This is a genomic window from Mesorhizobium sp. M0217 (genome assembly GCF_040321955.1).
Lineage (GTDB): Bacteria > Pseudomonadota > Alphaproteobacteria > Rhizobiales > Rhizobiaceae > Mesorhizobium.
Genome location: NZ_JAMYSN010000017.1, coordinates 26,997 through 39,450 on the forward strand (window position 1 = coordinate 26,997; position 12,454 = coordinate 39,450).

Here is a 12,454-nt window from a genome sequence, read left to right on the forward strand (position 1 = left end):
ACGTCGACGTCACATCCGAGGGGCACATGGCAAAGGCTGAGGCGGTGAAGAAGCGGGCGCCGGTGACAACGCGCCGGCCGCCGGTTGGCGCCTCGCCTGGCACGCTGATCGCCGATCCGGCGGCGCGACGGTCCGAGCTGCGGCTGACGCTGATTTCGCCTGAAAAATTCAAGACCATCAACGATGCCAGCATCGACGATCTCAACACCCATTGCGACAACTGGCCGGTCGTCTGGTTGGACTGCACCGGTCTCGCCAACATCCAGCTGATCGAGGAGATCGGCCGGATCTTCAACCTGCATCCACTGGCTCTGGAAGATGTCGTCAACACCGGCCAGCGGCCGAAGGTCGACTTCTTCGAGGACCACGCCTTCGTCGTCATGCGCATGATCGACGACGTCAAGGTGCATCGCTATGAGCAGATCGCGGTGTTCTTCGGCAAGAAATTCGTCGTCACCTTCCAGGAGCGCGAAGGCGATCCGTTCGACCCCGTACGCAAGCGCATCGCGGCAGCGTTGCCCAACCGCTTGCGGATGCGCGGCGCCGACTATCTGGCCTATGCGCTCATCGACTCCATCGTCGACAGCTATTTCCCGCCGATTGAGGGCGCTAGCGAGGAGGTCGATGGCATCGAGGACGAGATGCTCAACACGCCTCACAAGCATCAGATGCGCCAGCTGCACGAATTGCGGCGCGACGCCAATGTGCTCAAGGGCGTGCTGTGGCCGATGCGCGACGCGCTGGCGACGCTGATCCGCAACGACGTGCCCTATGTGAAGCCGGAGACGAAAATCTTCTTCAACGACACGCTCGACCACGCATTGCGGCTGATCGAGCTGGTCGAGAACCAGCGTGATATGCTGACCGGCTTGATCGAAATGCATTTGTCGCTGAGCCAGGCACGCACCAACGATGTGATCTCTTATCTCACCATCGTCTCGGTGATTTTCATGCCGCTAACCTTCCTGGTCGGTATCTGGGGGATGAATTTCGATCCCGAGAGCTCGCCGTGGAACATGCCGGAACTGAAAGCCTACTATGGCTACCCGGCTTCGCTGCTGTTCATGCTGGCCGTTGCTGTCGGGCTGATCGTCTTCTTCAAAAGCAAGAAGTGGCTGTAAGGTTTCGGTGTCAGGGGAATCCTGGATTCCCGAGCAAAGGGCTGCGACAAGCCGGCTTTATGAATGGGCTGGTGTTTTCCGGGGAATTGCCCTATATGCGCCGCAGCATCGCGCCATGTCGCTTTGCTTGCACCGGCCCCTGCTGGACGACATCCCGGCTGAGGGCGACCCGTTTCCTCAAACAGATAAGGAAAAACACGATGTCGATTACTGCCGAGCGCAAACAGGAATTGATGGGTGAATTCGCAACCGCCAAGGGCGATACCGGGTCTCCGGAAGTCCAGGTGGCCATCCTTTCCGAGCGCATCAAGAACCTGACCGACCACTTCAAGGACCACAAGAAGGATAACCATTCCCGCCGTGGTCTGCTCGCTCTCGTCTCCCAGCGCCGCAGCCTGCTTGATTATCTCAAGCGCAAGGATGACGCGCGCTATCAGACGTTGATCGAGAAGCTCGGTCTGCGCCGTTGACGAATTGACCGGCGGGCTTTCGAAGGAGAGCCCGCCGGTCGCGCATTCTGCCAGTCGCATCGATTGGCTAGACCCGGTTTCGAGCGCGCAGAGGCCACTCGAAACCGCCCATGGACGGTCATGGGGCAGGATTGCAGGACGCTCGTGCGCTAACCAGTGCCGAAATCTACCCGAGCTTCCCGTTGTCTTGCCCGTGGCTGCCCGAGAAAGGAAGCCAGGGAAAGGGCATCCGCGCACCGTGAAACGGCGCGGCCCTTTCCGCTTATTAAGGACAAGATATGTTCAACTACCACAAAGTGGAAATCGAATGGGGCGGCCGTCCGCTCATCCTGGAAACCGGCAAGATCGCACGTCAGGCTGACGGCGCGGTGCTTGCGACCTACGGCGAAACCAAGGTTCTCGCCACCGTCGTTTCGATGAAGGAGCCGAAGCCAGGCCTCGATTTCTTCCCGCTGACCGTCAACTACCAGGAAAAGACCTACGCCGCCGGCAAGATCCCCGGCGGCTACTTCAAGCGCGAGGGACGTCCGAGCGAAAAGGAAACGCTGGTTTCCCGCCTGATCGACCGCCCGATCCGCCCGCTCTTCGCCGACGGCTACAAGAACGACACCCAGATCGTCGTCACCGTCGTCCAGCATGACCTCGAGAACGATCCCGATATCCTGTCGATCGTCGCCACCTCGGCCGCTTTGACGCTGTCGGGCGTTCCCTTCATGGGCCCGATCGGCGGCGCCCGAGTCGGCTACATCAACGGCGAATACGTGCTCAACCCGCATGTCGATGAGATGCAGGAATCCAGGCTCGACCTCATTGTCGCCGGCACCGCCGACGCCGTGCTGATGGTCGAGTCCGAAGCCAAGGAACTCGGCGAAGAGCTGATGCTCGGCGCCGTCATGTTCGGCCACAGGGGCTTCCAGCCGGTGATCGACGCCATTATCAAGCTGGCCGAAGTTGCCGCCAAGGAGCCGCGCGATTTCACGGCGCCGGACTACTCCGCGCTTGAAGCCGAAATGCTGAAGATCGTCGGCGACGAGCTCAGCAATGCCTACAAGAACGTCGACAATCAGAAGCGCTACGCTGCCGTCGACGCCGTCAAGGCGAAGGTCAAGGCTGCGTTTGCCCCGGCTGAAGGCGAAGACGCCAAGTACACCTCCGAGCAGATCGGTTCGGTGTTCAAGGAACTCCAGGCCAAGGTCGTGCGCTGGAACATCCTCGACACCGGTTCGCGCATCGATGGCCGTGACCTCAAGACTGTCCGCAAGATCGTCTCGGAAGTCGGCGTCCTGCCGCGCACGCACGGTTCGGCGCTGTTCACCCGCGGCGAGACCCAGGCGCTGGTCGTTGCCACGCTGGGCACCGGCGAGGACGAGCAGTATGTCGATTCGCTGACCGGTATGTACAAGGAGAAGTTCCTCCTTCACTACAACTTCCCTCCCTACTCCGTCGGCGAGACCGGCCGCATGGGTTCGCCGGGCCGCCGCGAAATCGGCCACGGCAAGCTCGCCTGGCGCGCCATCCGTCCGATGCTGCCGAGCGCGGACCAGTTCCCCTACACGCTGCGCGTCGTCTCGGAGATCACCGAGTCCAACGGTTCGTCGTCGATGGCCACCGTCTGCGGCACATCGCTGGCGCTGATGGATGCCGGCGTTCCGCTGGCCAAGCCGGTTGCTGGTATCGCGATGGGCCTGATCAAGGAAGGCGAGCGCTTCGCGGTTCTGTCCGACATCCTGGGTGACGAAGATCACCTCGGCGACATGGACTTCAAGGTTGCCGGTACCGAAGGCGGCATCACCTCGCTGCAGATGGACATCAAGATCGAGGGCATCACCGAGGAGATCATGAAGATCGCGCTGGACCAGGCCAAGGACGGCCGCCAGCATATCCTCAGCGAGATGGCGCATGCTCTGACCGGCGCCCGCCCCGAACTCGGTGAGTTCGCACCGCGCATCGAGGTTATGCACATCCCGACCGACAAGATCCGCGACGTGATCGGCTCCGGCGGCAAGGTTATCCGTGAGATCGTCGAGAAGACCGGCGCAAAGATCAACATCGAGGACGACGGCACGGTCAAGATCGCTTCGTCGAACGCCAAGGAGATCGAGGCGGCCAAGAAGTGGATCCATACCATCGTCGCCGAGCCGGAAGTCGGCGAAATCTACGAAGGCACGGTCGTCAAGACCGCCGACTTCGGCGCTTTCGTCAACTTCTTCGGTCCGCGTGACGGCCTCGTCCACATCTCGCAGCTTGCCAACGACCGGGTCGCCAAGACCTCGGACGTCGTCAAGGAAGGCGACAAGGTCTGGGTCAAGCTGATGGGCTTCGACGAGCGCGGCAAGGTCCGCCTGTCGATGAAGGTCGTCGACCAGGCCACCGGCAAGGAAATCGCCCGCGACAAGAAGGCCGAAGGCGAAGAAAACGCCGCCTGAGTGGTCTGACAATAGAGTTGAACGGGCGCGGCTTATGTCGCGCCCGTTTTCGTTTAATACCCGTCTACGACATGAGAATCGAAGGATGGCCGCTGAGCCGCTGAAGACACTGTTCCATCCCTTCGAGGCCGAGGGGCTCCCTCTGCCGCAAAAGGGCGAGCGTGTGTTGTTCCTGGGTGCGGAGCCCGGCTTCCGCTTGCCGGAAGGCTTCGAGGCAGAGCTCCATCTTGCACAGGGTTTCCGGCCGCATCTCCGAGCGCTGGAGCGTGCCGGTCACAAGGTAACGCCCCGCTCGGAAGGCGATGCATTCGATGCAGCGCTCGTGCTTGCCGGCCGCCATCGTGGGCTAAACGAGATGCGTATTGCCGAGGCGATCGAACGCGTCACGCCGGGCGGTCTGATCATTGTCGCCGGCGGTAAGGACGAAGGCATCGCCAGCCTGCGCAAGCGCATCGACGAGCTTGTCCCCATCGAAGGGCATCTGCCGAAATATCACGGCATCGCCTTCTGGCTTCGCCGTCCGGTCGATTTGGCGCCTGCGGAAAAACTGCGCGTCGCCAATCCCGCCTTGGTCGTAGAGGACCGCTTCCGCACCGCGCCCGGCATGTTCTCCTTCGACCGGATCGACGCCGGCTCGAAACTTCTGGTCGACAACCTGCCCAAAGACCTGCGCGGCAACATTGCGGATTTCGGTGCCGGCTGGGGTTATGTCGCCGCCGAGGTCGCGGCACGTTCACCCGGCATAACGGGGCTCGACCTTTACGAAGCGGATTTCGACGCGCTTGAGGCGGCCAAGGGCAATATCGGCCAGACAGGCTTCGAGCCCGGCTTCTTTTGGACCGATCTGCTGAGCGAGCCGGTCGAGCGGCGCTATGATGCCATCGTCATGAACCCGCCCTTCCATCGCAGCCGGGCGGCCGAGCCGGAAATCGGCGCCGGCATGATCCAGGCGGCGGGCAAGGCGCTGAAGCCGGGCGGGCGGCTGTTCATGGTGGCGAACCGTCAGCTGCCTTACGAACCGGTTCTGAAGGCCGTCTTCTCCAGCCATGCCGAGCTCGCCCGCGACGGCATGTTCAAGGTTTTCTCCGCGCGCCGATAGGACGGTGCCGGTCGCCTCAATGCATGCTGACGATGCGCGCCGGCTCGTGGACGGGAATGGTCGGTCTGATATCGCCAGGCTTGATCTTGAGCGGCGCCGGCCTGCCGAACAGATAGCCCTGCACCATCTCGCAACCAGCTGCTCGCAAAAGCGTCGCCTGGTTCTCGGTCTCGACGCCTTCGGCGATGATGCCGACGCCGAGCGCCCGCGACAGGCCGACGATGGTAGAGACGACGGCGCCCGAATTCGAATCGGTGTCGATGCGGCTGACGAAGGAGCGGTCGATCTTCAGCTTGCCGAAGGCGAAGTCGATCAGGTAGCTGAGATTGGAATAGCCGGTGCCGAAATCGTCGACGGCCACCGAAATGCCCATGTCGGCAAGCTGCTGCAGGATGGTGGCGGCGCGGTCGCGGTCCTGCATCATCGCCGTCTCGGTCACTTCGAGCTCCAGCCGCGACGGCTTGATGCCGGTGCTGGCCATCGTATCGCGCACGATGCCGACGAAATCCTTGGTCATGAACTGGACCGGCGAGATGTTGACGGCAACGAAGCAGTCCTCGGGCAAATGACGGGCATCGCTGCAGGCCTTGTTCAGCACCCAATTGCCGATCGGGTGGATCATGCCGGTCTCTTCGGCGATCGGAATGAATTCCATCGGCGGGATCATGCCGCGTTCCGGGTGCTTCCAGCGGATCAGCGCCTCGTAGCCGACGATACGGCCGGTCGGCAGGTCGAGCTGCGGCTGGTAGTGAAGGTCGAAATCGCCACGGACGAAGGCGATGTGCAGTTCGGATTCGATCCAGTGGCGGTAGTCGGCGACCTGGCCCATGTCGGAATGGAAGAACGACCAGTTGCCCACGCCGCCGGCGCGGGCATTCTGCAGCGCCAGGTTGGAGCGGCGCAGGATGAGGACCGGATCGACGCCATCCTTTGGCATCGCCACGATGCCGACCGACAGGCCGACCGACTGCAGGTGAGAATCGAGCTGGTACGGCTTCAGCATCTCCTCGATCATGGTTTCGACGGTGCTTTCCATGGACCTTTGGAGTTGGTGTTCCCAGACAAGGATAGCGAACTCGCCGGCGCCGATGCGCCCCATCACCGCGCCTTCGGGCATGCAGGCCTTCAACCGCTTGGTGAAGCCGCGGATCAGTTCGTCGCCATGGCTGTAGCCGATGGCGTCGTTGATCTGCTTGAAGCGGTCGATGTCGATGTCGATGAGGAACACCGGCTCACCGGTCCTGATCGTCGCGGACGCCGCGTCGGCAATCCTGCCGACCATCGCCGGCCGCGCAAAAAGCCCGGTCAGCTTGTCGAAATGGGTTTCGTTGAAAACGTAGTCCACCGATTCATCGACGCCGGCGAAGAAGGACAAGGCAGCACCGGCGGCGGCCAGCGCGCATAGCGCCGACGCGACGCCGATCATGGTTTCCGCCTGCATGCCGGCAAAGCCGTCCCCGAAACCATGCCGGAGGCCCCAAAGCCCAAGGATGAAACTGCCAAGGCCCGAACTGGCGACGGTGAGCAGCCGGAACACAGGTGTTCGCTTCGGGTTGCTGACAGCAGGCATTGCTCAGTCCCTGTCGCATGATCCCGAAATCAACTCGACTTTCGGGAAATATCAAGCGCAAATTCATAAAGGCTAAAGCATCCTTTGCGCCCAGCAAGAACGCGCAGAGCCCAAGCCCATAGGACTTCTAGCGGATATCTCCTTAAAATGAGTTTCCGCCGATGCATCTAATTTTACTGGTGAGTTAATCGCGTACGCTGTCGGTCTGCTTCAACTCATCCAGGGTTGGCATCGACACGATGTGATAGCCGGAATCCACATAATGGATTTCGCCGGTGACGCCTGACGAGAGGTCGGACAAAAGATAGAGCGCCGAGCCGCCGACCTCGTCGATGGTCACCGTGCGGCGCAGCGGCGAGTTGCGCTGCTGGTAGGAGTACATGTGGCGGGCGTCCGAGATTCCGGCGCCGGCCAAAGTACGCACCGGTCCCGCCGATATGCCGTTCACCCGGATGCCGCGCGGGCCATAATCGTTGGCGAGATAGCGCACGCTGGCTTCCAGCCCGGCCTTGGCGACGCCCATGACGTTGTAGTTCGGCATGACGCGGACAGAGCCGGCATAGGTCAGCGTGATCATCGCGCCGCCTTCGCTCATCAGCGGGGCGGCATGGCGGGCGACCTCGGTGAAGGAGTAGCAGGAGATGACCATGGTGCGGACGAAATTGTCGCGGCTGGTGTCGGCGTAGAGCCCTTTGAGCTCGTTCTTGTCGGAAAAGCCGATGGCGTGGACGACGAAGTCGAGCCCGCCCCATTCCTTGCCGAGCGTCTCGAAGGTGGCGGCGACCGATGCGCTGTCCTCGACGTCACAGGGCACCACCAGAGACGCGCCAAGCTTCTCGGCAAGCGGCTTGACGCGGCGCCCGAATGCGTCGCCCTGATAGGTGAAGGCAAGCTCCGCCCCGTGTTCGGACAATTTCCTGGCGATGCCCCAGGCGATCGAATGATCGTTGGCGACGCCCATGACAAGCCCGCGCTTGCCCTTCATCAGTCCGTCCATGGCCGGCAATCCCCCTACAATAAAACGCTGGCCTTATGCGGAATAGCGCTGGAAAATCAGCGTTGCGTTGGTGCCACCGAAGCCGAACGAGTTGGACAAAACCGTGTCGATCCTGGCGTCGTCGATGCGCTTGCGCACGATCGGCATGTCCTCGAATTCGGGATCGAGGTTTTCGATATGGGCGCTCTCGCCGATGAAGCCGCCTTGCATCATCAGGATCGAGTAGATCGATTCCTGTACGCCGGCGGCACCCAGCGAATGGCCGGTCAGCGACTTGGTCGAGGTGATGAACGGCATCGTGTCGCCAAACACCTCTCGGATGGCGCCCATTTCCCGGGAATCGCCGACCGGCGTCGAGGTGCCGTGGGTGTTGATGTAGTCGACCGGCGTGGACACCGTCGCCAGAGCCTGGCGCATGCAGCGCACCGCGCCTTCGCCCGACGGCGCCACCATGTCGTAACCGTCCGACGTCGCGCCATAGCCGACGATCTCAGCGTAGATCTTGGCGCCGCGCGCCTTGGCGTGTTCGAGCTCCTCCAGGATGAGGACGCCCGCGCCGCCCGCGATGACGAAGCCATCGCGATTGGCGTCATACGCGCGGGAAGCTGTCGGCGCACGATCGTTATACTTCGACGACATCGCGCCCATGGCATCGAACAGGTCCGACATCGTCCAGTCGAGGTCTTCATGGCCGCCGGCAAACATCACATCCTGCTTGCCCCACTGGATCAGTTCGTAGGCGTTGCCGATGCAATGCGCCGAGGTCGAGCAGGCCGACGAGATCGAATAGTTGACGCCGTGGATCTTGAACCAGGTGGCGAGCGTCGCCGACGCGGTCGACGACATCGCCTTCGGCACCGCGAACGGACCGATGCGCTTGGGGCTGTTGTTCTTGAGCGTGGTCTCGGCCGCCTCGACGATGGTGCGGGTCGAGGGGCCGCCCGAGCCCATGACGATGCCGGTGCGCTCATTGGTGATGTCGCTTTCGCCAAGCCCGGCGTCGGCGATCGCCTGGTCCATCGCGACATGGTTCCAGGCCGCGCCCTGGCTCAGGAAGCGCATGGCACGCCGGTCGATCATAGGGGTCGGGTCGAGCGTCGGCGCGCCCCAGACCTGGCAGCGGAAGCCGTGTTCGGCGAAGGAATCGGAGAAGCTGATGCCTGATTTGGCATCGTGGAGCGAGGATTGCACCTCGTTGGCGTTGTTGCCGATCGACGATACGATGCCGAGGCCTGTGACGACGACCCTTCTCATTCGCAACTCCTTCCAGCGGATGATCCCGAAACCCTAGTCGGTTTTCGCCGGCGATCATACGCAAAATCAAAATGCCGCAGCGTCGTTGCGCGTCCGGGAACGCCCTGCTGCAGTGGCGCCGGTCAGGCGGCCGATTGCTTGGACAGCCCCACCTTGAGGTCTGTCGCAGCGTATATGGGTTCGCCGTCGGCCTTAAGCCAGCCATCGGCGATACCGAGCACCAGGCGTCCACGCATGACGCGCTTGAAATCGATGCCGTATTCCACCTTCTTGACCGAAGGCGTCACCATGCCCTTGAACTTCACTTCGCCGGTCGACAGCGCCATGCCCTTGCCCGGCTCGCCGAGCCAGCCGAGGTAGAACCCCGTCAATTGCCACATGGCATCGAGGCCCAGGCACCCAGGCATGATCGGATTGCCGATGAAATGGCAGGCGAAGAACCACAGGTCCGGCTTGATGTCGAATTCGGCGCGGATGAAGCCCTTGTCGTGGGCGCCGCCGGTCTCGCTGATCTCGGTGATGCGGTCGAACATCAGCATGGGCGGGTAGGGTAGCTGGGCGTTGCCGGGCCCGAACAGTTCGCCGCGGGCGCAGGCAAGCAATTCCTCATAACCGTAGTTGGATTTCGAACCCGCCATATGTCTCGTCCCCATAATGTCCCGGGCGGTGGGGCGCCCTTGTCGTTGGTTTCCTAACACAATCCCTTTCGGGCCGGAAACCGGCGTTTGCGCTTAACCCGCCCGTCTGCCCGGGTCAATGCGCGCTCTCGCATCGGCCCGAAATCGATTTCGATTCCGGAAAGCACGATGTGACGCCAAAAAAGCAATAGAGCGCACTTAGTGCGTCCAACTGGACGCACGTCGCTCTATTGATCGTATTCCGCCAACAGAATATATGTCGGGAGGTATCCAGTTTCGGTTGATGACGTTTTTTCGCCACTCTGGGCGTGTCTTGAGGCAGAACTGTGGGCTTGGACGGATAGATGGATCTGGGCTGCCGGAAGGAAAATGTCGCTGTGGACAAGCGGGTTCGCGAAGCCGGCCTCAGGCCGACACGCCAACGCATTGCGCTGGCCGATCTGCTGTTTGCCAAGGGCGACCGCCACCTTTCGGCCGAGGAACTGCATGAAGAGGCGGTCGCCGCCGGCGTGCCGGTCTCGCTCGCCACCGTCTACAACGCGCTTCACCAGTTCACCCAGGCCGGCCTGCTGCGCATCCTGGCGGTCGAGGGGTCCAAGACCTATTTCGACACCAACACCTCCGATCACCATCATTTTTACATCGAAGGCGAAAACAGGATCTTCGATATAGAAAGCGGTCCGGTGACCGTCTCCAACCTGCCGGAGCCACCCGCAGGTATGGAGATCGCCAATGTCGACATCGTGGTGAGGCTGCGCCCGAAACGCAGCGTTTAAGCCCCAACCCGTGAAACCTGTCGATTTTGCAATCCGGCTCGAATGGGTTGCGGTCGCGGTCGTGGCTATAGTCGCCTATGCCGCGTCAGGCGTTTCCTGGTGGCTGTTCGCCCTGCTTATCCTGGCGCCAGACCTGTCGATGCTGGGCTATCTCGCCGGGGCACGGATCGGCGCTGTCGCTTACAATGCCTTGCACATATTGATCGTCCCGCTGTTGCTGGCGCTCGCCGGATATGTTCTGGCCAATTCGACGGCGACCGCGATTGGTCTGATCTGGATCATCCACATCGCCGTCGACCGCGCGCTCGGCTACGGTCTCAAACTGTCGGCCGGTTTTCGGGACACCCATCTCGGCCGTATCGGCCGTTAGGCCTCCAGCAATCTCAATTCTTGACGTGCTCGCCGGGATAGGCGCCCCACACCTGCGACTGGGCGATCCAGCCGGTGTGGCCGTCGAAGGTCATTTCGCACCACTGGCCATCGCAGGTTTTGATCGTGCCCGTAACGCCCGGCTCGATGATGGCGATGACGCTGGCGTCCTTGTCGGCATCGTCGAGCAGATTGATTCGGCCCCCCTTGGTGCGCTGCCAGGGGGCGACGATCGCGGTCCGGCGGCCCGACAGCAGCGACTGGTTGATCCAACCCTCCGAGCCATCGGCATCGCGCACGCGCCGCCAGGTATCGAATTCCTGGATGATCTCCATAGGCAGGCCGGCCTTTGTGTACATCCAGTCGACGGAATAGTTGGCGCCGGGCCCAACGCGCGAGTTGACGCGAGCCGATTTCAGGCTGACGAAACGCGGCAGCGGCAGGCCGCTCGGCCCGAGCGTGACCGTCTGCACAGGTGCGGCGGCACCTTGCGCCGCGGCTTGCGGGAAATGCAGGAGAGCGCCGAGAAGCGCTGCGCTGAGGATCAGGCGAAGCGACGCGAAACCAGACACTTTCATTCCTTTCGGCGCGTGCCCTTTGGCCCGGGCGCCCCTTTTTCTTTGTCTTCGGCGGCACCGCTTGTTACAGGAGTGGCAGGCACCGCGACCGGTATTCAGTTTCGCCTGTCTTGGTTAAAGAGGTCTCAACGAGATCGGGTTCGAGGAAACAATGGCAGGCAAAAAACGGCCTCTCGTCGTCATCACGCGCAAGCTGCCCGATCCGGTCGAGACCCGCATGCGCGAACTCTTCGACGCCAGGCTGAATGTCGAGGACCGCCCGATGACGCAGCCGGAGCTGGTCGCGGCGATCAAGGAAGCCGATGTGCTGGTGCCGACCATCACCGACCAGATCGATGCGGCGCTGATTGCCCAGGCCGGCGACAATCTCAAGCTGATCGCCAATTTCGGCAATGGCGTCGACAAGATCGATGTGGCGGCGGCGGCCAAGAAAGGCATTACCGTCACCAACACGCCGAACGTGCTGACCGAAGATACGGCCGACATGACCATGGCGCTGATGCTGGCCGGGCCGCGGCGGCTGGCCGAAGGCGCCAATGTGCTCACCAGCGACAAGAAATGGGCCGGTTGGTCGCCGACCTGGATGCTCGGCCGGCGCATCTGGGGCAAGCGCCTCGGTATCGTCGGCATGGGCCGCATCGGCACTGCGGTTGCGAGGCGCGCCAAGGCTTTCGGCCTGTCGATCCACTACCATAACCGCCATCGCGTGCTGCCGGCGGTCGAGGAAGGGCTGGAGGCGACCTATTGGGAAAGCCTCGACCAGATGCTTGCCCGCATGGACATCATCTCGATCAACTGCCCGTCGACGCCGGCGACCTTTCATCTGCTTTCGGCGCGGCGCCTAGCTCTGCTTCAGCCCACCGCCTATGTGGTCAACACCGCGCGCGGCGACATCATCGACGAGGAAGCGCTGGTCAAGCTGATCCAGGACGGCAAGATCGCCGGCGCCGGCCTCGACGTCTACGAGCACGAACCGGCGCTGAACTCGAAACTGCTGAAGCTTGCCGCCAAGAACAAAGTCGTGCTTTTGCCGCATATGGGTTCTGCGACGATCGAGGGCCGCATCGACATGGGCGAGAAGGTGATCATCAACATCCGCGCCTTCTTCGACGGCCACCGGCCGCCGGACCGCGTGCTGCCGCTACGGACTTGAAGC

Annotated in this window: 12 protein-coding genes; 7 read left to right on the forward strand and 5 right to left on the reverse strand. The window is 62.2% G+C overall.

Annotation, left to right across the window (positions count from 1 at the left end):
- Positions 1-26 precede the first annotated feature (26 nt).
- The 4 genes from corA (at position 27) to NKJ18_RS23310 (ending at position 5,116) form a co-directional block, all read left to right on the forward strand.
- Positions 27-1,121: a magnesium/cobalt transporter CorA gene (gene corA / locus NKJ18_RS23295; protein WP_352759852.1), complete on the forward strand. Its 1,095-nt coding sequence runs from the start codon at positions 27-29 to the stop codon at positions 1,119-1,121.
- A 95-nt stretch (positions 1,122-1,216) separates the two neighbouring features.
- Positions 1,217-1,591, forward strand: a complete 375-nt coding sequence (gene rpsO, locus NKJ18_RS23300; RefSeq protein WP_280790898.1) for a 30S ribosomal protein S15 — start codon at positions 1,217-1,219, stop codon at positions 1,589-1,591.
- Positions 1,592-1,869: 278 nt separating this feature from the next.
- Positions 1,870-4,017 (forward strand): polyribonucleotide nucleotidyltransferase, encoded by a 2,148-nt coding sequence (gene pnp, locus NKJ18_RS23305; RefSeq protein WP_352759855.1) that lies wholly within the window; start codon positions 1,870-1,872, stop codon positions 4,015-4,017.
- A gap of 85 nt (positions 4,018-4,102) precedes the next feature.
- A complete protein-coding gene (locus tag NKJ18_RS23310; RefSeq protein ID WP_352759857.1) occupies positions 4,103-5,116 on the forward strand; it encodes a class I SAM-dependent methyltransferase in 1,014 nt (337 codons plus the stop codon).
- Positions 5,117-5,132: 16 nt separating this feature from the next.
- Here NKJ18_RS23310 and NKJ18_RS23315 read toward each other — a convergent pair whose 3' ends face one another.
- From NKJ18_RS23315 to fabA, 4 genes are all read right to left on the reverse strand, one after another.
- A complete protein-coding gene (locus NKJ18_RS23315; RefSeq protein ID WP_352759859.1) occupies positions 5,133-6,686 on the reverse strand; it encodes a putative bifunctional diguanylate cyclase/phosphodiesterase in 1,554 nt (517 codons plus the stop codon).
- A gap of 184 nt (positions 6,687-6,870) precedes the next feature.
- Positions 6,871-7,683 carry an enoyl-ACP reductase FabI gene (gene fabI, locus NKJ18_RS23320; protein WP_023669564.1) on the reverse strand — a complete coding sequence of 271 codons (813 nt, stop codon included), beginning with the start codon at positions 7,681-7,683 and terminating at the stop codon, positions 6,871-6,873.
- Positions 7,684-7,716: 33 nt separating this feature from the next.
- The gene (gene fabB / locus NKJ18_RS23325; RefSeq protein ID WP_023738184.1) at positions 7,717-8,937 is read right to left on the reverse strand and encodes a beta-ketoacyl-ACP synthase I; all 1,221 of its coding nucleotides are present in this window, start codon (positions 8,935-8,937) and stop codon (positions 7,717-7,719) included.
- Positions 8,938-9,059: 122 nt separating this feature from the next.
- A complete protein-coding gene (gene fabA / locus NKJ18_RS23330) occupies positions 9,060-9,575 on the reverse strand; it encodes a 3-hydroxyacyl-[acyl-carrier-protein] dehydratase FabA (protein ID WP_023745272.1) in 516 nt (171 codons plus the stop codon).
- Positions 9,576-9,919: 344 nt separating this feature from the next.
- On the opposite strand from fabA, the gene irrA reads away from it, so the two are divergent.
- Together irrA and NKJ18_RS23340 are read left to right on the forward strand one after the other, a co-directional pair.
- Positions 9,920-10,351 (forward strand): iron response transcriptional regulator IrrA, encoded by a 432-nt coding sequence (irrA, locus tag NKJ18_RS23335; RefSeq protein WP_023688734.1) that lies wholly within the window; start codon positions 9,920-9,922, stop codon positions 10,349-10,351.
- 10 nt (positions 10,352-10,361) lie between these two features.
- Complete coding sequence (locus tag NKJ18_RS23340; RefSeq protein WP_023703478.1) at positions 10,362-10,721, forward strand: DUF4260 domain-containing protein; 360 nt, start codon at positions 10,362-10,364, stop codon at positions 10,719-10,721.
- Between the two features lie 13 nt (positions 10,722-10,734).
- Here NKJ18_RS23340 and NKJ18_RS23345 read toward each other — a convergent pair whose 3' ends face one another.
- The gene (locus NKJ18_RS23345; RefSeq protein WP_023703477.1) at positions 10,735-11,292 is read right to left on the reverse strand and encodes an SH3 domain-containing protein; all 558 of its coding nucleotides are present in this window, start codon (positions 11,290-11,292) and stop codon (positions 10,735-10,737) included.
- A 157-nt stretch (positions 11,293-11,449) separates the two neighbouring features.
- On the opposite strand from NKJ18_RS23345, the gene NKJ18_RS23350 reads away from it, so the two are divergent.
- Complete coding sequence (locus NKJ18_RS23350) at positions 11,450-12,451, forward strand: 2-hydroxyacid dehydrogenase (RefSeq protein WP_023703476.1); 1,002 nt, start codon at positions 11,450-11,452, stop codon at positions 12,449-12,451.
- The last annotated feature ends 3 nt before the right edge of the window (positions 12,452-12,454 follow it).